General features: G+C 65.8%; 16 protein-coding genes. 4 read left to right on the plus strand and 12 right to left on the minus strand.

Annotated features, from left to right (window positions below):
* Window positions 1-37: 37 nt before the first annotated feature.
* Window positions 38-1,393: an aldehyde dehydrogenase family protein gene (locus BI344_RS18900; protein ID WP_071114351.1), complete on the minus strand. Its 1,356-nt coding sequence runs from the start codon at window positions 1,391-1,393 to the stop codon at window positions 38-40.
* Window positions 1,394-1,754: 361 nt separating this feature from the next.
* Between BI344_RS18900 and BI344_RS26210 the strand changes: the two genes are divergently transcribed.
* A complete protein-coding gene (locus BI344_RS26210) occupies window positions 1,755-2,342 on the plus strand; it encodes an acyl-homoserine-lactone synthase (RefSeq protein ID WP_420837176.1) in 588 nt (195 codons plus the stop codon).
* Here the strand turns inward: BI344_RS26210 and BI344_RS18905 are convergent.
* Entirely contained in the window at window positions 2,263-3,060 is a 798-nt protein-coding gene (locus BI344_RS18905) for a LuxR family transcriptional regulator (RefSeq protein ID WP_071114352.1), read from the minus strand. The two genes, BI344_RS26210 and BI344_RS18905, sit on opposite strands and share 80 nt — an antisense overlap.
* Window positions 3,061-3,779: 719 nt before the next feature.
* Between BI344_RS18905 and BI344_RS18910 the strand changes: the two genes are divergently transcribed.
* Window positions 3,780-4,745: a LysR family transcriptional regulator gene (locus BI344_RS18910; RefSeq protein ID WP_071114353.1), complete on the plus strand. Its 966-nt coding sequence runs from the start codon at window positions 3,780-3,782 to the stop codon at window positions 4,743-4,745.
* A gap of 55 nt (window positions 4,746-4,800) precedes the next feature.
* On the opposite strand, the gene BI344_RS18915 is transcribed toward BI344_RS18910, so the two are convergent.
* From BI344_RS18915 to BI344_RS18960, 10 genes are all read right to left on the minus strand, one after another.
* Window positions 4,801-5,565 (minus strand): GGDEF domain-containing protein, encoded by a 765-nt coding sequence (locus BI344_RS18915; protein WP_071114354.1) that lies wholly within the window; start codon window positions 5,563-5,565, stop codon window positions 4,801-4,803.
* A 70-nt stretch (window positions 5,566-5,635) separates the two neighbouring features.
* Window positions 5,636-6,064 carry a ubiquinone anaerobic biosynthesis accessory factor UbiT gene (gene ubiT, locus BI344_RS18920; protein WP_071114355.1) on the minus strand — a complete coding sequence of 143 codons (429 nt, stop codon included), beginning with the start codon at window positions 6,062-6,064 and terminating at the stop codon, window positions 5,636-5,638.
* Entirely contained in the window at window positions 6,051-6,983 is a 933-nt protein-coding gene (locus BI344_RS18925; RefSeq protein ID WP_071114418.1) for a U32 family peptidase, read from the minus strand. Before BI344_RS18925 ends, ubiT begins: the two co-directional genes overlap by 14 nt.
* A 23-nt stretch (window positions 6,984-7,006) precedes the next feature.
* The gene (gene ubiU / locus BI344_RS18930; protein ID WP_071114356.1) at window positions 7,007-8,023 is read right to left on the minus strand and encodes a ubiquinone anaerobic biosynthesis protein UbiU; all 1,017 of its coding nucleotides are present in this window, start codon (window positions 8,021-8,023) and stop codon (window positions 7,007-7,009) included.
* An 82-nt stretch (window positions 8,024-8,105) separates the two neighbouring features.
* Window positions 8,106-8,468 (minus strand): type IV pilus modification PilV family protein, encoded by a 363-nt coding sequence (locus tag BI344_RS18935; protein ID WP_083338787.1) that lies wholly within the window; start codon window positions 8,466-8,468, stop codon window positions 8,106-8,108.
* Window positions 8,465-10,264, minus strand: coding sequence for a DUF4097 family beta strand repeat-containing protein (locus tag BI344_RS18940; protein ID WP_071114358.1), 1,800 nt, complete (start codon window positions 10,262-10,264; stop codon window positions 8,465-8,467). The genes BI344_RS18935 and BI344_RS18940 overlap by 4 nt, the downstream gene beginning before the upstream one ends.
* On the minus strand, window positions 10,261-10,869 hold the full coding sequence (locus BI344_RS18945) for a PulJ/GspJ family protein (RefSeq protein ID WP_071114359.1): 609 nt from the start codon (window positions 10,867-10,869) through the stop codon (window positions 10,261-10,263). Before BI344_RS18945 ends, BI344_RS18940 begins: the two co-directional genes overlap by 4 nt.
* Window positions 10,860-11,369: a GspH/FimT family pseudopilin gene (locus tag BI344_RS18950; RefSeq protein ID WP_071114360.1), complete on the minus strand. Its 510-nt coding sequence runs from the start codon at window positions 11,367-11,369 to the stop codon at window positions 10,860-10,862. Before BI344_RS18950 ends, BI344_RS18945 begins: the two co-directional genes overlap by 10 nt.
* Window positions 11,366-11,812, minus strand: a complete 447-nt coding sequence (locus BI344_RS18955) for a type IV pilin protein (protein WP_071114361.1) — start codon at window positions 11,810-11,812, stop codon at window positions 11,366-11,368. The genes BI344_RS18950 and BI344_RS18955 overlap by 4 nt, the downstream gene beginning before the upstream one ends.
* A 136-nt stretch (window positions 11,813-11,948) precedes the next feature.
* Complete coding sequence (locus tag BI344_RS18960; protein WP_071114362.1) at window positions 11,949-12,335, minus strand: SirB2 family protein; 387 nt, start codon at window positions 12,333-12,335, stop codon at window positions 11,949-11,951.
* A gap of 291 nt (window positions 12,336-12,626) precedes the next feature.
* Between BI344_RS18960 and recC the strand changes: the two genes are divergently transcribed.
* Window positions 12,627-15,824: an exodeoxyribonuclease V subunit gamma gene (gene recC, locus BI344_RS18965; RefSeq protein WP_071114419.1), complete on the plus strand. Its 3,198-nt coding sequence runs from the start codon at window positions 12,627-12,629 to the stop codon at window positions 15,822-15,824.
* Window positions 15,821-19,387: an exodeoxyribonuclease V subunit beta gene (gene recB / locus BI344_RS18970; RefSeq protein WP_071114363.1), complete on the plus strand. Its 3,567-nt coding sequence runs from the start codon at window positions 15,821-15,823 to the stop codon at window positions 19,385-19,387. Before recC ends, recB begins: the two co-directional genes overlap by 4 nt.
* Window positions 19,388-19,431 lie beyond the last annotated feature (44 nt).

The raw sequence follows: 19,431 nt of genomic DNA on the forward strand, positions 1-19,431 counted from the left end.
TGGGAAAGGGGCCCTTGGCCCCTTTTTTCTTGCCTGGCTATTTTTGCCAGTAGGTTTTCACGTTGACGAACTCGTATAACCCGAACTCGGACAGCTCGCGGCCATAACCCGACGCCTTGACGCCGCCGAAAGGCAGGCGCAGATCGGAACTGGTGTGACGGTTGATGAATACGCTGCCCGCTTCTATTCGCCTGGCCAGTTGCCAGGCGCGCTCGTCGTCGGCGCTGTAGATGCTGGCGCCTAGGCCAAACGGCGTGTCGTTGGCCAGCCGCAGCGCGTCGGCCTCATCGCGCGCGCGCAGTATGCCGGCGACCGGCCCAAAGACTTCTTCATGGTAGATGCGGCAGGATGGGTTGACGTGGTCCAGCACCGTGGCTGGGTAGAAGAAACCGGGCGTATGAGGCATCTGTCCGCCCAGCCGGAGTTGGGCGCCATGATGGCAAGCGTCCAAAACTTGCGCATGCAGCGCTTCGCGCAGGTCGGCCCGGGTCAGCGGAGACAGCGTGGTATCGGGCGAACGCGGATCGCCGGCCTTGAGCTTGCCGGCTTCGGCGCAGAAGGCTTCGACAAAGGCATCCGCTATCTCCGGCACCACAATCATCCGTTTGGCGGCATTGCAGCTTTGGCCCGCATCGCGGAAGCGCGAGTTGGCGGCATCGCGGGCCGCGGTCCGGATGTCGGCGTCGGCGAGCACGATGAAAGGGTTGCTGCCGCCCAGCTCCAGTACGGTTTTCTTCAGATGCCTGCCAGCCAGGGAGGCGATCACCCGGCCAGTATGGGTGGAGCCGGTAAAGGCGACTGCATCGCAATGCCGTATCGCCTCTTCGACCAGATCGGTTTCAATCCAGGCCATTTCCAGTACGGCAAGACCAGCTTGATGGACGACGTCGAGCAAGAGCTGGCTGCACTGCGGCACCGAAGGCGCGGGTTTGACCAAGCAGGCGTTGCCGGCCATCAAGGCCGGAATGGCAAAGCGCAGCACTTGCCAGATCGGATAGTTCCAGGGCATCACCGCGATGACTAGGCCCAGTGGTTCGAAAGCCACGCCGCTGCGGCTGGCCTGAGTCGGAATGTTCTGGGGAGACAGGAGGGCCGGCGCCAGTTCGGCGTAGTAGCGGATCAGTTGCACCGATTTGTCGATCTCGGCCAGGCATTCCCCGGTGCGCTTGCCAACTTCCAGCGTGATCAGGTCGGCTAGCGTCTCGCGCTGCATGGCCAATTGGTCTGCTAGGCGCAGCAAATGGCTGGCGCGCTGGTCTATGGTCAGCCCTGCCCAGGCGAGTTGGGAGTGGCGCAGTCGAGTCAGGCTATGTGCGAGTGTGGCGTCATTCCAGGCGGGGCGCGTGAAGCAGACTTCGCCGGTGGCGGGGTTGCAACTGGTAAAGGCGGTCATGGCTTGAAGTGGATGGCAAAGACCTAAATGTAGCAAAAAAAACAGCCTGGAGTCCCTTGCGACGGTGAACTTGTTCGTCCTGAATCCTGCTTCAGGATGTTTGATGAGGCAAAGATAGAGGGAATGGTGCAAGAATTGTCGGATCGACAAGATTTTTGAGTTGATATTTTGTAGCAATTTTTATTTATAGATTGTCTTGCTAAGTAGAAAACCTGTTCCATAGGACAGATTCAGGTCTTTCGTACTAGTTTTACATTTCCTCCTGCCCACAAACAACCAAAATCAGGAGGCTTAAGTGAAACAGTTTTATCCGTTGCAGTTGGATGGTTTGGTACTGGATCGTGTCGCGGACGAGCGAACTATGTCTGATCTGCTGGTATTCAGGCACAAGATTTTCCGCGAGAAGCTACACTGGTTGCCCGTATGCGATAGTGGGCTGGACCACGATGAGTACGATGCTGTTTCCGACAATCTGGCGATTTTCCTGGAAGGACGAGTGGTAGGGTCGGTAAGGTTTACGCCTGGCACCGAGCGATACATGTTGGAGCGAGATTTCTCAAGGCTGCTAGTGCCGGATGAAATACTCCGGAAAGGGGCGCGCAGCGCCGAAATATCGCGTTTTGCGGTGGATGCGACGGAATTGGGAGGGAGACTGACAGCTCCTGCATCCAGATTGTTATATCTCAGCTTGTGGCAATGGGCGCAGTGGAACAACATCCGTTGGATGTATTTCGTCGTGGAGCCTTGCATGTACCGCCGACTTGTGACGCTAGGTTTCCCAATTCGGCCAGTAGGTGTCCCACGCCCGCTTGATGGCGGCGTGCTGTCCATGGCCGGCTACTTTGATTGGGAGGCAATGCGCGGCGAAGTTATTCGTTCGTTACGATCGAGGGTGGCATTGCCAGGTGCATGCCCAATACAATGGCATGAGTGCGATTATTCGCATTAAGCTTGCGGATCACGTTGGCGACGTGAAACTTCACTGTCCTCTCGCTGATGTCGAGGATGGTGGCGATTTCCCAGTTGGTTTTGCCGCGGCTCATCCAGTGGAAGATGTCGTACTCGCGTTGCGATAGCGGCATATTGTTCGGAGAGGCCGGAGGAAGATTGGCGATGCGGATGGCCGCCTGGTGCAGATGGGGCGTCAAGCAGTTCAGCATCGCCACCAGCGCGGCGTTGCGGCCAGGTTCACGGCCCGCTAGCGACAGTATGCTGCCGATGTTGTTGCGTTCGGAGGCGGCGCTGAAGGTGACGCCGCTGCCCATTCCGTTGAGATTGGCTTCTGCGATGAATCGTTTTTCTTCGGCCCCTTTGGCACGGTTGAAGCGTTCTTCCCACATTACCGGCCCCTGGCCGACGTGAATGCGCATGATGGGATCGTGTTGGGCGTAGTTTTCCTTCATATACTGATCCAACCATTCTGTCGGGTAGCTGACATTCAACACTCTTTCCAGCCGTTGAATCTGGTTTTGATTGTTGAGGCGTCCGAGGGCCAGCACGATGCGTTCGGAAGGGGCCTGAGATAGGACTTGGTCAAGGAAGATCTTGAGTTCGTTCTCGGTCTCGATGTGACCAGCCATGTGGATCCACTCCAACAAAGTCCATTGCTGCGACGCGGTCAGGCCGGCCGGGAGCGGTCTTGCATTGATGGGTTTTGCGATCACCATGAGCGAGTCTTCCTTGGTCTTGTGGGTTTACACAGGCAGATAGTAGCTCACATGCTCCTTGCATGTAAGACTAGGCTCACTAGAAGTCATATGAATTGTTGTTTTTTTCGTCGTCGAGTATACCAAATTTGCAGCAGCAAAAATCCTAGGAAAATTACTGATAATTCATCATTTTATTTGTCATAAATTCATTCGTTACAAATAGAAACATGTTAACAGTGTAAATGATTTGACTTTTTCTAGGCAGATTGCCACGGTTCTGCGTGGCGCGCGCAGATGCCGATCTTGCTGGGGCATGGTCTGGTGTTACTTTACATATAAGTATTTGTTTATGTTTTGATGCGGGCAAAATTTTGCTTAGCTTGGTGACGCATGTCGCATGCGATGCAAGGTCATCGGCATAAGTTGTAAGCAAAGGCTAATAAATTCTGGCAAGCAAACGCTTAAAAGCGCATAATTGCATCGCATAAAATAGCGATAAAGCAAGATCTGGAGCCGATTGGCATGATAGATCGGAATGGCGGATCGGGGATGTGGGATTTGCAGATGGTGCGACCGGAGTTGTGATCACGGTTTAATTTAAAATATATCCTTTAATACTGTACAGAATTGATGTAATCTTTTTAAAGAAAATACATATAATTCTGCGGACGGTTGTGCTTGTCGCTTAATCCGCTGGATCGGCAAGCATACACGCCAGTTCAGGAATCGCCCCGCTTATGGATACCTTAAAAGCTCTCATGGTCTTCATGACCACGGCCGAAAACGGCAGTTTCTCGGACGCCGCGCGCAAGCTCGGCGTATCGCCGGCTGCCATCAGCCAGAGTATTGCCCGTCTGGAACAGGAACTGGAAGTTCGCCTGTTCAACCGAACCACCCGCCAGCTGACGCTGACCGAGGATGGCCGCCGTTTCTATGCGCAGTGCCGCGGGCCCGTCAACAATCTGGATTCGGCCATCAATCAGCTGAAGGCCAGCCGGGACGAGCCCGCCGGCCATTTGCGGGTCAGCATGCCCAATTCCTTTGGCCGGCGCTTCATTCTGCCCATCATGGGCGAGTTCTGTGAACGCTATCCCAAGGTCCGGGTGTTTTTCGGCCTGGACGACCATTTCAGCGATCTGATCGAGGACGGCTACGATGTCGGCGTGCGCACCGGCATGATGCCGGACAGCCGGATGGTGGCGCGCAATCTGGCGCAGATGCCGCTGTACGTGGTGGCGTCGCCGGATTACTGGGATCGGCATGGTCGGCCTTCCTCTCCGGAGGAGTTGGGCGGCTACGATTGCATCAATTTCCAGTTTCCGACTTCCGGCCGCCTGTTCAAGTGGGAGTTCGACCGCAAGGGCGAGCGCATCCCGCTGGAAGTCAACGGCACCTATACATTGAACGACATGGAGGCGGTGGCCGAATTGGCCCGCCTGGGCATGGGGGTGGCGCAGCTGCCGGGGCACGAAGTGGTGCACTTGATACGTAGCGGCGAGTTGGAGCCGGTGTTGACCGACATGGTGTCGCTGGAGCGGTCGATCTACATCTGCTTCCCGCATCGCGACCATATCGCGCCGCGTACCCGGGTATTCGTCGATTTCGTGGTGGAGAAGCTGGCCGATCACCCGGACATCATGGCGGACCTGCCGGGCCTGGACCTCTCGGCCAAGCGCAGCGCCCTGTTGCAGAGCGTGGTCTGACGCGAAACGGAACTGCTTTTGCCTCAAGCTCGAAGCCGGCCATGCGCCGGCTTTTTCACGCCTGCAGCTGCGATGCCTCCGAGGTTTGGGCATCGCCGACCACCCGGTTGCGCCCTGCCTGCTTGGCTGCGTATAGATGCATGTCGGCGCGGTGCACCAGGCTGTCCGGGGTGTCGTCGTCGGTCAGGGTGGCCACGCCTATGCTGGCGGTGACTTGCGCCACCGGGGCGACATCGATTTCCTTCAAGAGCGCGCTGATGTTTTCCGCCAGGGTCAGCGCGCCTTGTTGCTCGGTTTCCGGGCAGATGACGATGAATTCCTCGCCGCCCCAGCGCGCGATGGTGTCCAGCTGGCGCGCGCGCCTTTGCAATACCTTGCCGAAACGCTGCAGCACCATGTCGCCGATCAGGTGGCCGTGGGTGTCGTTGATGCTCTTGAAATGATCCAGATCGATCAGCAACACCGAGTAGCGGCGGCCGCTGCGGTAGCTGCGCTCGGTTTCCCGCTGCAGCGCCTGGTTGGCGCGGCGGCGGTTGGCCAGGCCGGTGACTTCGTCGCGCTCCGCCTGTCGCCGCAGCGCCTTGAGCAGGCTGCTGGCCTCCTTAAGGCGGCGCACGGCGAAGATGGACATCGAGATCGCCAGCGTGAAGCCGATCAGCAACACCTCGTCCAGCGAGCTGTCCGGGTGACTGTGGAACCAGTCGTCCAGCTTGTCGAACAGCTCGAAATGCACGAACAGCAGGAAGCTGATCAGATTGAAAAGCGCGATCAAGGCAAGTTCGGTCTTTATCCGCCGCGTGCTGAACGGCCAGTGTCTCATGGCGCCTCTGTTTCATGCCGGTCTAGCTTCTTGCTAGCCCATCGCATCCGCAGGGGCAAGAGGTATGGCTTCAGCCTGCCATCAGGCGGGCTAGCGGGGTTTGGCTCCAGTCCACGCTGTCCAGCAGGTTTTTGACGATCAGGCCCAGCTCGGTGTCGCCCTCGATGCTCAATTTGCGCTGGAAGAACAGGGTGTCGGGGTCTTCCGCGCGCAGCAGCATGCGGGCGAAGTCGCCGCAATTGGCGGCGAGTTTGAGATCCGGTTCGCCGCAGCCCAGCGTGAAGCGCCGCTGGTCGGCGCTGAAGTCCAGCTGCAGACCCGCATCCTGCAGGCAGACGCGGAAGCGTTTGCCCGCCAGCAGGTCCATGTCGGCGGGGAGGATGCCGCGGCTGAGCAATTGGTTGAGCCCGGCCACCAGAAGCCAGCTGGGCGGCGCGGCGGGCAGGCGCGCCAATAGCTTGGCGATACCGCCGGGCAGCGGCCGCTCAGGAATGCGCATGATGGTTCTCCAGCGGATGGATGCCGGCCTGGCCGCGCCAATAGCCGTCTACCGGAAGTCCGGGCGCCAGGCGGCTCAGCTCCGTCATCAGGCCGGCCACTTCGCTCTGGCCGTCCAGCACTTGGCGGAAGGCGCGTACCACGGCGCCGGTTTCTTGGGCCTGCGGGCTGATCCGCACCCGATCCACGCCGATTGCCGCCATCCCGCACAGATGCTGCAGCAGCGCTTGGCAACCATCGGACAGGGTCTGAGTGCCGTTGATGGCGAGGAAGCCTTGGCCGTCGCGGGTGGACAGCCTGAGCCCGTCTGGATGTTCCAGGCAGCGGAACTGGCAGTCGTCTTTGTTCAGCTGGTAGTGGCGGGCGGTGAAGCAGCGCGAGGACAGCGCCAGCGGCAGCCGGCCCCAGGCGAAGACTTCGGTTTCGATGTCCAGTTGCCGGCGGCGGGCGGCTGTCAGCACCGCGGCCAGGATGTCGCGGCTCATTTCCACCGGCGGCAGCCAGCGGTAGGCGCCCAGCGAATGCATCACGGCCAGGGTGTCGGCGTTGTAGATGTTCAAATGGGGGCCGGCGACGAAGGGCAGGTTCCGCTCGCGGGCCAGGCGGGCGGCGCCCAGATCATTGGCTTCGATGGCCAACTGACCGTTGTCCGCCAGCCTGCGCAGCCGCTTGAGGTCGGATTCGCTCTCTAGCAGCGCTTGGCAGGACAACACCACTTCACGGCCGGCGGCGGCCAGCTCGGCGGCCAGGGCGATCCAGTCTTGGCTGCGCAGCTGTTGGCGGCGGCCGCACACCACTTCGCCCAGATAGAGGGTGTCCAGCGGCCAGTCGGCGGCTTCGGCGTAGAAGCGCAGGATGTCGTCGCGGTGCCAGAAAAACAGCACCGGACCGAGGGCGAGCTTGAGAGGAATGGTGGGCATGCTGGTTCCCATGATGGGCGCGCTCATTTCCATGGCCGGTCGTAGGCGCCCAGCGTTTGCTGCCGCCCCTCTGCCACCTTGGCCAGACCTTGCTGCCAGGCCGGTTGCAGCGCGAAGCGCTGGCGTTCGCGGCCGGCGGCGTCCAGCGCCTCGCGCAGGATGCGGGTGACCTGGCCGACGTAGGCCGGGCTGCGCTGGCGGCCTTCCACCTTGATCGCCGCCACGCCGATGTCCAGCAACTGGGGCAGCATGGCCAGCACGTTCAGGCTGGTGGGCTCCTCCAGCGCGTAATAGGTGTCGCCTTGCACTTCGAAGCGGCCTTTGCACAGTGTGGGATAGCCGGCCGGCTGGTCTGGGGTGTACTGGTCGATCAGGATGCCGGAGAGGCGGGCGTCCAGGCTGCGCGGGGTGTGCCGCCATTCTACGAACTTGGCCGGCGAACAGACGCCGTGCGAGTTCGGCGACTCGCCGGTGGCGTAGCTGGACAGCAGGCAGCGGCCCTCCACCATCACGCACAGGCTGCCGAAGCCGAACACTTCGATTTCGACGTCGCTGTGCTCTATCACCTGGCGCACCTGCTCCAGCGTCAGCACCCGCGGCAGCACCGCGCGGCGGATGCCGAATAACTCCTGCGCCAGCCGGATGGCTTCGTAATTGGTGGCGGAGCCCTGTACCGACAGGTGCAGGCGCAAATCGGGATGGCGGCGGCTGGCGTAGGACAGCAGGCCCATGTCGGCCAGGATCACCGCGTCCACGCCCAGATCGGCGGCCTGGTCCACCGCGCGCTGCCAGCGGCTGATGTCGCCGCCCTGGGCATAGGTGTTGATGGCCATCAGCACCTGGCGGCCGCGCTCATGCGCGTAGCGGATGCCGATGCGGGCGGTGTGGTCGTCGAAGTTGAGACCGGCGAAGTTGCGGGCGTTGGTGTCGTTTTTCAGGCCGAAATACACGGTGTCGGCGCCGTGGTCGACGGCGGCCTTCAGCGCGGGCAGGCTGCCCGCCGGACACACCAGTTCCGGCAGTTGCTGACTGGCAGGCATGGGGAAGTCGCAGGGTGAGGGAAATGCGGCGACAGTATCAGAAGCGACAACCCCGGCCTTTGTTCTGGGTCAAGCGCACCGATCAGTCGCCGGCCAGCCGCTCCGGCGCGCTCAGGCTGAGGGTATCGCTGTCGCCCTGGCTGTCCACCCAGCGCACGTCCACGCTGATCGTGCCGCTGGCGGCGCGGCTGCGGCACTGGAAGCGCGAGAGGGTGCCGCTGGCCGCTGCTGGGGCATAGTCGGGCCGGCGGCAGCCGCCGCTGTGCCTTTGCTCCAGCACCGCTTGCGCCAGATTGGTGGCGGCGTTGTAGTCGTTGGCGGCGATCTGGCTGTGCAGCAGTTCGGTCTGCAGCCTGAGCAGGCCCAGCACTCCCACCGCCAGCACCAGCAGGCTGATCATCATTTCCAGCAGCGTGAAGCCGCGGTGCGCGCCGGGCTTCATCATTCGCTGTCCATCCAGCTGTAGGGCAGCGCTTCCACTGCGCGCTTGCCATTGCCGCCGCCGTTGTCGGGCTGGCTACCGGGCTGGAACGATTCCGGCAGGTTGCGCAGGTCTATGGTGGTGCTGGCGCCCCAGCGGTGGGGCTGGCCGGCGCCGGCGCGACCTTGCCGCGCGGCGGTGACGTAGCCGTGTATGGTGGTGATGCCGCCGGAAAACAGCATATTGCCGGCCCAGACGTTGCCGTGCACCTGGCTGGAGGCGCCCAGCGTGATGTCGCCGCCCTGGTAGCCGCCACCCGCGTAGCCGCCGGCCAGCAGCACTGCATTGCCTATCGGCTTGCCCTTGAACACGCCCAGGCGGCAGTCGTCTTCCGGATACAGCGCGGGAAAGTCGTTGTTGCGGCAGATGCCTATCGCGCCGGCGTAGTTCACCGCGTAGCTGCTGTGCTGGCCGCTGGTGGCGATGTTGCCGCTGGCGATGAAGCTGTTGTGGTAAACGCCGTTGCCCACTTCCAGATTGCCGTCGAACCACAGGATGCCCGGCGCCATGGTCCGGCTGTCCAGCCGCCACTGGCCGGGGCGGCTGCCGGCGAAGCAGTCGTTCTGCGGCGCGTGGCCCTTGCAGATCAGCTGCGCCGGTGCGCCGCTCTTGCAGCGGCCCTGGTTGTCGGTGTCGCGGCACAGGTAGTTGGGCAGCTGGCTGTCGGGCGACAGTCCCAGCCGGTAGACGCCGTCGTCCAGGCCGTGCACCTTGCGCACCATCACCTGGATGCGGCCATGGTCGAACTCGAAGCGGTAGTGCGCCTCGTTCTTGAAGTCGAATGCGTCTATGCGCGGCCGGTCGATTTGCAGCATAGGCACCGGCTCCAGCTTGATCTGCAGCTTGGGATCTTGGATGACGCGAATGTCCGGATTGTTGGCGTTGAAGTTGGCGTGGCCGGCGATGGCGCCGGATATCGGCGCGCCCCAGCCCTGGATCGACAGGTCTCCGCGCGCCTGCAGTGCCTCCATGCCGCCGGACTGATGGATCTCCACCCTGCCTTCGGTGTCCAGCCGGCCGAAGCGGGCGCCGCCCATATCGATTTTGACGTCGCCTTTCACCTCGGCCGCGCGCACGGCCGGATCCATGCCCGGGCTGCTTAGGAACTGGGCATTGCCGTTGACCCGCGCCAGTTGGGCGATGGCGGCGTCGCCGCGCAGCGTCAGATTGCCCACCGCCTTCACAGTTTGGTAGCGGCCGTTGGCCAGCTCGATATTGCCGTTGGAGTGCAGGGTGTTGATGGTTTGCGGGCCATTGATGGCGATGTCGCCGGTGCTTTGCAGCGTGGAGATGCCGTTGATCGAGCCGCTGAGGGCGACTTTGCCGTCCACCGTCATCTCCACCGGCTTGTCGCTGAGCAGGTCGACTGCGCCGCTGAGGTCCAGGTCGCCGATGATGGCCAGCGCGACCGGGCTGTCCGCTCCGCGGCCGCCCAGCCTGATGGTGCGCTGCACCGTGACGCGGTGGCCGTCGTACAGGCCGGTGCTGGACAGGCGGATCAGATTGGGCAGGATTTCGGTCTGCGCCAGCTGGTAGCGTTCGGTGCCGCGCAGTGGCATGCCGGCGGCCAGCGCGGCCTGCGCTTGGTTCAGGCCTTCCTCGGCATAGTCCAGCGCCTGGTGGTAGCGGTGCTGGTTCTGCGCGTTGGCGTGGGCCAGCAGCAGCTGGCGCGAGGCGGCGATCAACACCAGGCTGGCGACGGCCAGCAGCGTCAGCACGGTGAACAGCGTGGCCAGGCCGCGCTGGCGGAGGGGCTTCATCTCACCTCTACGGCGGGGCGGTTGCGCAGCGCGATGCTGGTGCGGATATCCAGCTTCTCCTCTTCGCCGCCCGGCGGCGTGTGCGCCGCCACTTCTACCCCGATCGCGTGGTCCGAGCGGTCCTCGGTAAAGCGCAGCGTGTCGATGATGCCGATGTCCGGCTTGCTCAGATCGTCCCATTTCGCATCGGCGGCGTCGCATTTCCAGCCGGCCTCGTCCGCGCTCAGCCGCTGCAGCCGGCCGCGCTGGGCATCGTCCAGCTTCAGGCGGAAAGCGAAGTAGCGCTGCCCCCCCTTGGGTTGGTTGGGCGGGGTGTCATAGCCGTAGCGCAGGCAGCGGCCGCTTTGTTCGATATAGATGCGGCCATAGGGATTAGTCCCGGCTCCGCCGTCGCTGTCCCAGTAGCCGGCGCGGCGCAGCTCCATCGCCATCAGCGACAGCGAGGCGTCCACCATCGCGCCCAGCCGGATCTGGCGCCGCTCGCGCGCCTGGCTGCCCAGCAGGTTGACCAGCAGGCCGGACACCGCCAGCAGCAGCAGCAGGCCTATGGTCATGCCCACCAGCAATTCCAACAGGCTGATGCCGCTCGCGCGCCTCAGAAGCATGTGCCGGCCTCGCTGCTGATCAATCCGGTGGCCAGCAGCCGCAGGCGCGCTGGCAGGCAGGCAGGCCGGCTCAGTTGCAGCTCGGTTTCGGTCAGCAAGCTGCCATCGGGGTTTTGCGGCATGCCGCGCAGCGGGGAGAACGCCAGCTTCAGCGCCAGGGCCTGGCCTGGCCGGCTGAGGGCGATGCCGGCGTGCTGCGCGCTGCCGATGCAACTCAGATCGCGTCCGGCGTCGCAGCCTTTGCCGCTCTTGTGCTCCGATACCCGCAGCAGCCAGCCGGCGCCATCCCGGCTGAACTCCACCCACACCAGCTTCTGGCGCGTGGTGGCGGTCTTGCGCGCCAGCTCCAGGCTGTGGGTGATGTCGTCCAGCGCGCTCTGCAGCTGCTGGCCCGCGATCCAGCGGCCCAGAGCCGGCAGTGCCAGCGCCAGAAGCAGGGCGGCGAGGGTGATCACCACCAGCAGCTCCAGCAAGGTGACGCCGCGGGCGGGCGGCCTCATCGCTTGCCCCAGCAGGGCAGAGGCGTCAGGCTAACCGTGTGCTGGCGCTGGGTGAGGGTGATTTGCCGGCACTCGCTGTCGCCGGCCTGGGCGCCGCCTTCGCGAACGGTGGCCTGGACGAAGTAGCTGGAGGCGGGATCGCCGGCGCTGCCGGTGGACAACTGGTAATAGCCCTGGCGGCTGCCGCCGCCGAACGGGGTTTTCAGTTCGGCCAGATCCTTGGCGTAGGCCGGGTGGAAGCCGCGGTAGCGCAACTGCGCCTGCTGCAGCTGGTACAGCGCGTCCAGCGCGTCGCTGCGCCGGCTGCGCTGCATATAGCCCTGATAGCCGGGAACGGCGAAACCGACGATCAGCGCCGCCACCGCCAGCGCGATCAGCAGCTCCAGCAGGGAGAAGCCGCGCGGCGGCGGCGCAGGAGAAAGGGGATGTGCCGGGGGAGTCATCTGGCCGCGGGCTCCGACATCGATTGCTGGGAGCGGAAGGGCGCCCTGCAGGGACGTGGAGACAGCCGGCGAGGGTGTCGCGCCCCTACTGTGTCCTAGCGTCCGCATCGGGCGCAGTCAAGGGCGGCGATGCGGCTTACAGCAGCGGCAGCGCCATCTTGGTGCGGGCAACCAGCAGGATATAGGCCACCACCGCCAGCGCGGCGACAAAGGCCAGCAGCCGGCTTTTGGGCGTGGCGCCGCGGCGCAGCGCGATGCTGCCCAGCACGATGTAGGCGACAAGGCCGGCGATCTTGGCCAGCAGCCAGGGGCTGTGCAGCACCGGCCAGCCGCCCATCACCACCAGTGCGATGGCACAGGCCAGCAGCAGGGTGTCTATCAGATGCGGCAGGATGCGCAATGGTTTCATGGCCAGCAGATGCTGGCGGCCGCTCAGCATCAGCCCGCCGCGCGCGGCGAACAAAAGTATGGACAGGAAGGCGAAGCCCATATGGGCGTGCTTGACGATCAGGTAGGGATACATGGACGGAAGCCTGAGGAGGCGCGGGAGGCGCCGACGCCCGCCATGGTACACGGCGGCGGCGGCGATTTGTAGCGCGTTCGGGCGGGCGGGGGCCCGCGGAGGATGGCATGGGCATCGTCATGGCGGAATTGAATGCTTTTTAAGCGGGGCGGATATTGACCGTCGTCAATGGATAATCCTTTGTCATGATTCCGCGCCGCAGGCGCAATGCGTTGCGCTTGCCGCAGGCGCGGCCGGCGCGCGATGCTACAATCCGGCCATATCCGCTCCCGGCCGCTGCCATCCTATTCCATGCTGTTCCTTTACCAATCCAACCGTCTCGAGCAACTGGGCGAGCTGTTCTGCGGCATGACCCAGGCGATGCCGCTCGCCGATCCCTTTGCCGCGGAAACCGTCATCGTGCAGAGCCGCGGCATGGGGCGCTGGATCACGCTGGACTTGGCGCGCCAGGCCGGCGTGGCGGCCAATGTCGATTTCGTGCTGCCGGCGGCCTTCGCTTGGCGGCTGATGCAGAAGGTGATGCCGGACTTGCCACGCAAGTCCGCCTTCGTGCCGGAGGTGCTGGCCTGGCGCTTGCTGGCGCTGCTGCCCACGCTGCGGGGCGAGCCCTTTGGCCCGGTGTGCCATTACCTGGAGGGCGGCGAGGGCGCGGCTTTCGAGCTATCGGGCAAGATCGCCGACATCTTCGATCAGTACCTGGTGTTCCGCCCGGACTGGATCCGCGCCTGGGAGCGCGGCGAACTGCTTGGCCTGGGCGAGGACGAGGCCTGGCAGGCGGCGCTGTGGCGCCGGCTGGCCGAGAGCGATCCCGGCCGCCACCGCGTGCGCATGCTGGACGAATTCTTCGCCCAGCTGAAAAGCGAGCACCTGCCGGCGCGGGTGACGCTGTTCGGCATCGCCAGCCTGGCGCCGATGTACCTGGCGCTGGTCAAGCGGCTGGCGGAGCTGACCGACGTCTGCCTGTTCACCCTCAATCCCTGCGAAGCCTACTGGGGGGACATCGTCGACGCCCGCCGCAAGCTCAAGCTGCGCCAGGCCGGCGACCTGTTCGCCAGCGACGGCCATCCGCTGCTGGCGTCGCTGGGCAAGCAGGGGCGGGACTTCTTCGAGCTGATCGCCGCCGATTCTGAGCTGGACGCGCGTCCCCTGTTCGCCGCGCCCAAGGGCGACAGCCTGCTCGCGCGGCTGCAGCGCGACATCCTGCAGTTGAACGAGCCGGCGGCGCAGCCGCGGCCGATGGCGGCGGACGACCACTCGGTGCAGCTGCACGCCTGCCACGGTCCGATGCGCGAGCTGGAGGTGCTGAAGGACCGGCTGCTGGCCATGTTCGCCGACGATCTCCAGCTCAGTCCGGCCGACGTGGCGGTGCTGACCCCGGACATCAACGCCTATGCGCCGTACATCGACGCGGTGTTCGGCCGCCGCGACGACGCGCCCAACATCCCCTACAGCATCGCCGACCGCCGGGTGGAGCGCGAACAGCCGCTGTTGTCCACCTTCGCCGCGGTGCTGCAACTGGCCGATTCGCGCTTCGGCGCCGACGCGGTGCTGGCCTTGCTGGACAGCCCGGCGCTGCTGGCGCGCTTCGATCTGGCTGACGCCGACCTGCCCTTCATCCAGGACTGGGTGCGCGGCGCCGGCATCCGCTGGGGGCGAGACGCCGTCCACAAGGCGCAGCTGGGGCTGCCGGCCGATCCACTGTACACCTGGCGCTGGGGGCTGGACCGGCTGCTGCTGGGCACGGTGCTGCCGCCGGCGCTGGCCGGCGACGAGGCCGGGCTGTTCGCCGGACTGCTGCCGCACACCGGCGCCCAGGGGCAGCTGGGCGAAGTGCTGGCGCGCTTCGCCGACTGTTACGACGCGCTGGACGAACTGGCGCGGGAATGGCGTCAGCCGGCCTCGCCGCGGCAGTGGGCGCAGCGGCTGCATCTGGCCTGCGAGCGGCTGTTCCTGGCCGAGGGCGACGACGAGGCGGCGCTGGAAATGCTGCGCGCGGCCTTCGCCGAGCTGGCGGAGGACGCCGAACTGGCCGGTTTCGACGCGCCGGTGGGGCTGGCGGTGGTGCGCGACTGGCTGCTGCGCCGACTGGGCGAGGCCTCGGCGCAGGGTTTCCTGTCCGGCGGCGTCACCTTCTGCGCGATGGTGCCGATGCGCTCCATCCCCTTCAAGGCGCTGTGCCTGATCGGCATGAACGACGGCGCCTACCCGCGCGACGAGCGCCCGGTCAGCTTCGACCTGGTGGCGCGCCACCCGCGCCGCGGCGACCGCTCGCGCCGCTTCGACGACCGCTACTTGTTTCTGGAGGCCATCCTGTCGGCGCGCCAGACGCTGTATCTGTCCTATGTCGGCCAGTCGGCGCGCAGCGGCGAAACCTTGCCGCCGTCGCCGCTGGTGGCGGAGCTGATGGACAGCCTGTCGGCGATGTGCGGCGAGGACCTGGCGGCGCGGCTGACGCTGCGCCACCCGCTGCAACCTTTCGCGCCGCAGGCTTACGACGGGGCGGACAGGCGGCTGGCCAGCTTCGAGCCGGCTTTCGCCGCCGCGCTGGCCGCGCCGGACGCCGAGCCGCGGCCTTTCCTGGCGCCGCTGCCGGCAGAAGAGCCGGCAGTGGTGTTGAACTTGCACGACTTCATCCGCTTCTGGAAACACCCGGTGCGGGCCTGGCTGTCGGAGCGGCTGGCGATACGGCTGGCCGGAGGCGGCGAGGAACTGGCGGCGCGCGAGCCGTTCAGCATGGAGGCCGACGCCAGCCGCGCGCTGCGCCAGCAACTGGTGGAGGCGATGCTGCACCGCCGGCCGCAGGCGCCGCTGCGCGAAAGGGTGGCCGCCGCCGGCCTGCTGCCCTGCGGCGAGCTGGGCCAGGCCTGGCTGCAGGAGGAAGGGCGCGCCAGCGTGCGGCTGGCTGGCCGGCTGCCGCGGGCACTGGCGAATGAAACGCTGCCGCCGCAGCCGGTGCATCTGCGGATAGACGGCTTCACCCTGGTGGGCGAACTGTACGGCCTGCGGCCGGAGGGCCGGCTCGGCTTCATCGTCGGCAAGCTCAACGCCGCCCAGCGCATCGAATTGTGGCTGACGCATCTGATATTGTGCGCGGCGCGGCCGGAGGGCATCGCCTGCCATAGCGCCGTTTACGACGACGCCGGCAGCATCGCGCTCGCCGACGAGATCGACGCCGCCGGCCTGCTCGCGCCGTGGCTGGCGCGCTGGCGCCAGGGCCAGGATCAGCCCTTGCCCTTCTTCGGCCGCACCAGCTGGGCTTACGCCGAAGCGCTGGCCAAGGCGCCGGACGCGCCGGAGGCGGCGCTGGCGGCCGCCTGGCAAAAATGGCAACCCAGCTTCGTGATGGAGGGCGGCATGGCGCAGCAGGACGAGCCGGCGCTGGCGCTGGCCTTTCGCCACCAGCAGCCGCTGGAAGATCCGCTGTTCGCCCAATTGGCGCAAACCCTGCTGCTGCCGCTGGCCGAACGCCTGGCGGGAAAAGAAAAATGACGACGACGCAAGCCCAGGCGCTGGACGCGCTCAATTGTCCGCTGAGCGGCATCAACCTGATCGAGGCTTCGGCCGGCACCGGCAAGACCTGGACCATCGCCGCGCTGTTCGCCCGGCTGCTGCTGGAGGAGCGCGACGGCCAGACGCCGCCGACCATAGACCGGCTGCTGGTGGTGACCTACACCAAGGCCGCCACCGCGGAATTGCGCGAACGGCTGCGGCACCGGCTGAGCGAGCTGCTGGCGGTGCTGGAAGGCAAGGCCGGCGGCGACGACTTCCTGCAGCGGCTGGCCGGCCGCTTTCCGGCGGGAGGCGCGCGCGAACTGGCGCGGCAGCGGCTCACCGCCGCCATCACCGGCTTCGACGCCGCCGCCATCTACACCATCCACGGCTTCTGCCAGCGGGTGCTGACCGACGCCGCCTTCGAAAGCGGCCAGACCTTCCAGGCCGAATTGATGGAGGACGACGCCGGCCGGCTGGTGGAGATCGTCGACGATTTCTGGCGCAGCCGCATCGTGTCCCAGCCGCTGCTGGCCCAGGTGCTGGTGGAGCAGCGCGCCACGCCGGATGAATGGCTGGCCGAGATCCGCCCCTATCTGTCCAAGCCTTACCTCAAGCTGCAGGCGCCGGACGCCGGCAGGCTGGAAAGCGCGCAGCGGCTGGCCCTGAGCCGCTGGCAGGCGCTGGCGGCAGAGCCACAGCTGGCGGAGGAGGGACTGCGGCTGTTCGCCGAACATCCCGGCTACAAGGGCAATGTCTACAGCGCCGCCATCCTTGAGCGGACGGCTGGCGCCTTGCGCGGCTGGCTGGCGCAGCCGGACGGCCTGCCGGAACTGGACAGCGACAGCCGCAAGGCGCTGGACAAGCTCAGGCCGGAAGCGTTGGCCAAGGGCATGAAGAAAGACTGCCCGCCGCCGGCGCATCCCTTGTTCGAGCGGGTGGAAGCCTGGCTGGCGGCTTGGGATGCCTATATGGGGCAGGTGGCGCACTCCCTGGCCGGCCTCAAGCTGGAGCTGATCGCCTGGGCCAACGCCGAGCTGGCGCGGCGGCGCGGCGGCGAGCGTAGCCGCAGCTTCGACGACCTGCTGACCGACCTGGGCGCGGCGCTGGACCATCCGGACAGCGGCCCCTTGCTGGCGGCCCAGGTGGCGCGCAGCTTCAGCGTGGCGCTGATAGACGAATTCCAGGACACCGATCCCACCCAATACGCCATCTTCCGCCGCTGCTTCGTCGAACAGGCGCGGCCGGTGTTCCTGGTGGGCGACCCCAAGCAGGCGATCTACAGTTTCCGCGGCGCCGACATTTTCGCTTACCTGGCCGCCCGCGGCGACGCCGAGCACCACTACACGCTGGATACCAACCGCCGCTCCGACGCGCCGTTGGTTTCCACCGTCAACGCGCTGTTCGGTCGCGAGCTGCCCTTCCTGATCGCCGGCATCGACTATCAGCCGGTGGCGGCGCAACCATCGTCCGGCGGCCGGCTGGAGGTGGACGACGGGCGGGCGCCGTTCAATGCGCAGTGGCTGTCGGCCGGCGACAAGGCCTTGAGCAAGGAGGCGGCGGAAGAAGCCGCCGCCACCGCCTGCGCCAACGAGATCGCCCGCTTGTTGAGCCTGGCTGGCGAGGACCGCGCCGCCATCATCAAGGACGAGGCGCGGCGGCGGCTGAAGGGCGGCGACATCGCGGTGCTGGTGGCCACCCATAAACAGGGCGACCGGGTGCGCGCAGCCTTGCGCGAGCGCGGCGTGGCCAGCGTGGCGCTGACCCAGGAAAGCGTGTTTGCCAGCGGCGAAGCCGACGAGTTGCTGGCGCTGCTGCATGCCTGGGCCGAGCCGGCCAGCGAGTCGCGGCTGCGGCTGGCCCTGTCTACCGAATTGGCCGGCCTCGACGCCGCCGAATTGAAAGCGCGGCTGGAGGACGAGGCCAGCTGGGAGCGGCAGCTGCTGAAAAATGCCGACGATCACCAGCGCTGGCGCGAGCACGGCTTCATGGCGGCCTGGCGCCATTACTTCGCCCGCGAACAGCTGGCGGCGCGGCTGCTGCCCTTGCCGGACGGCGAGCGGCGGCTGACCAATCTGGGCCACCTGGCCGAGTTGCTGCAGCAGGAAAGCGAAAGCCGCCAGGGCATGGCGCCGCTGCTGGCCTGGTTCGCGGCGCGGGTGGCCAATCCGCCGCGCGGCGAGGAGGCCGTGCTGCGGCTGGAGAGCGACGCGGCGCTGGTGAAGATCGTCACCATTCACACTTCCAAGGGCCTGCAGTACCCGGTGGTGTTCTGCCCGTTTTTATGGAACGGCGCGCTGGAGCGGCGCGGCGCCAGTTTCTGGAGCTACCACCAGGGAGACGCGCCCTGGCTGGCGCCGGACGTGGTGGCGGACGATGGCGTGCGGCTGGCGGCGCGCAGCGAGATGTTGGCCGAGAAGCTGCGGCTGTTGTACGTGGCGCTCACCCGGGCGCAGTACCGGCAATATCTCGCCTGGGGCTGGGTCAAGGACATGCAGACCGCCGCGCTGTCCTGGCTGCTGCACGCGCCGGGTGTGGCCGATTTGGCCGCCTTGGAGCAACTGAAGTTGGACGGCCCCGCGGTGGAGGGCCAGTTGCGCGCTTTCGCCGCCGGCCGCGGCGGCGCGATGGCGGTATTGGAAGACGAGGGCTGGCAGGCGCTGGCGGCGGGGGCGGCGGCCGAGCGTCGCTACGCCGCGCGGCCGTTTGCGCGCAAACTGTATGCGCCGTGGAAGATCGCCAGCTTCACTTCGCTGACTCATGCGGTGGGCAGCCATCTGGCCGAAGCGCCGGACTACGACCGCGCGCCGCAGCCGGCGTCCGCGCCGGAACCCGCTGCCGAACCTGCGCGCGACCGCTTCAGCTTTCCGCGCGGGTCCAAGGCCGGCATCTGCCTGCACGAGATATTTGAAAACATCAGCTTCGGCGCCGGCGAGGCCGCCATCCGCGAGGCGTCGGCGTCGGCGCTGGCGCGCCACGGTTTTGGCGAGGAATGGCTGGACGCCGGCTGCGAGCTGATACTGAGCACGCTGGAGGCGGAGCTGGCTCCTGGCGCGCGCATGCGCGAGGTGGCGGACGACAGGCGCTTGATCGAAATGGAATTCACGCTGCCGGTAAAGCGGCTGGACGTGGCGGCGCTGATCGGGGTGCTGCAGGATCCGGCGCACGGGCTGGCCGAACCCTTGCGGCTGGCGGCGGGCGGCCTGGACTTCGCCGCGGTGCAGGGTTTCCTCAAGGGCTTCATCGACCTGGTGTGCGAGCTGGACGGCCGCTTTTACCTGATCGACTACAAGTCCAACCACCTGGGCGACCGTTACGACGATTATCGCGAAGACAATCTGGCCGCGGCGGTGGCGCGCGAGCATTATTACCTGCAATACCTGATCTACCTGGTGGCGCTGCGCCGCTATCTGCGCGCGCGCGGGGTCGATTGGGATGGCCGCTTCGGCGGCGTGCGCTACCTGTTTCTGCGCGGCATGGGCCAGGCCGGCTGCGGAGTCTGGGCCGACCGGCCCGCGGACGCGTTGCTGGACGCGCTGGATAGCCTGCTGGGACGGGATTGAATCGAAGGGGGACTCGGTAGTTCTACGCAGTGTGGCGTACCGGG

It is taken from the genome of Chromobacterium sphagni, from assembly GCF_001855555.1.
Classification (GTDB): Bacteria; Pseudomonadota; Gammaproteobacteria; order Burkholderiales; family Chromobacteriaceae; genus Chromobacterium; species Chromobacterium sphagni.

What these genes read in the sequence shown, in the direction of transcription:
- BI344_RS18900 (WP_071114351.1), bottom strand. Translation starts at nt 1,393, where the DNA reads ATGACCGCCTTTACCAGTTGCAACCCCGCCACCGGCGAAGTCTGCTTC.
- BI344_RS26210 (WP_420837176.1), top strand. Translation starts at nt 1,755, where the DNA reads ATGTCTGATCTGCTGGTATTCAGGCACAAGATTTTCCGCGAGAAGCTA.
- BI344_RS18905 (WP_071114352.1), bottom strand. Translation starts at nt 3,060, where the DNA reads ATGGTGATCGCAAAACCCATCAATGCAAGACCGCTCCCGGCCGGCCTG.
- BI344_RS18910 (WP_071114353.1), top strand. Translation starts at nt 3,780, where the DNA reads ATGGATACCTTAAAAGCTCTCATGGTCTTCATGACCACGGCCGAAAAC.
- BI344_RS18915 (WP_071114354.1), bottom strand. Translation starts at nt 5,565, where the DNA reads ATGAGACACTGGCCGTTCAGCACGCGGCGGATAAAGACCGAACTTGCC.
- ubiT (WP_071114355.1), bottom strand. Translation starts at nt 6,064, where the DNA reads ATGCGCATTCCTGAGCGGCCGCTGCCCGGCGGTATCGCCAAGCTATTG.
- BI344_RS18925 (WP_071114418.1), bottom strand. Translation starts at nt 6,983, where the DNA reads ATGCCCACCATTCCTCTCAAGCTCGCCCTCGGTCCGGTGCTGTTTTTC.
- ubiU (WP_071114356.1), bottom strand. Translation starts at nt 8,023, where the DNA reads ATGCCTGCCAGTCAGCAACTGCCGGAACTGGTGTGTCCGGCGGGCAGC.
- BI344_RS18935 (WP_083338787.1), bottom strand. Translation starts at nt 8,468, where the DNA reads ATGATGAAGCCCGGCGCGCACCGCGGCTTCACGCTGCTGGAAATGATG.
- BI344_RS18940 (WP_071114358.1), bottom strand. Translation starts at nt 10,264, where the DNA reads ATGAAGCCCCTCCGCCAGCGCGGCCTGGCCACGCTGTTCACCGTGCTG.
- BI344_RS18945 (WP_071114359.1), bottom strand. Translation starts at nt 10,869, where the DNA reads ATGCTTCTGAGGCGCGCGAGCGGCATCAGCCTGTTGGAATTGCTGGTG.
- BI344_RS18950 (WP_071114360.1), bottom strand. Translation starts at nt 11,369, where the DNA reads ATGAGGCCGCCCGCCCGCGGCGTCACCTTGCTGGAGCTGCTGGTGGTG.
- BI344_RS18955 (WP_071114361.1), bottom strand. Translation starts at nt 11,812, where the DNA reads ATGACTCCCCCGGCACATCCCCTTTCTCCTGCGCCGCCGCCGCGCGGC.
- BI344_RS18960 (WP_071114362.1), bottom strand. Translation starts at nt 12,335, where the DNA reads ATGTATCCCTACCTGATCGTCAAGCACGCCCATATGGGCTTCGCCTTC.
- recC (WP_071114419.1), top strand. Translation starts at nt 12,627, where the DNA reads ATGCTGTTCCTTTACCAATCCAACCGTCTCGAGCAACTGGGCGAGCTG.
- recB (WP_071114363.1), top strand. Translation starts at nt 15,821, where the DNA reads ATGACGACGACGCAAGCCCAGGCGCTGGACGCGCTCAATTGTCCGCTG.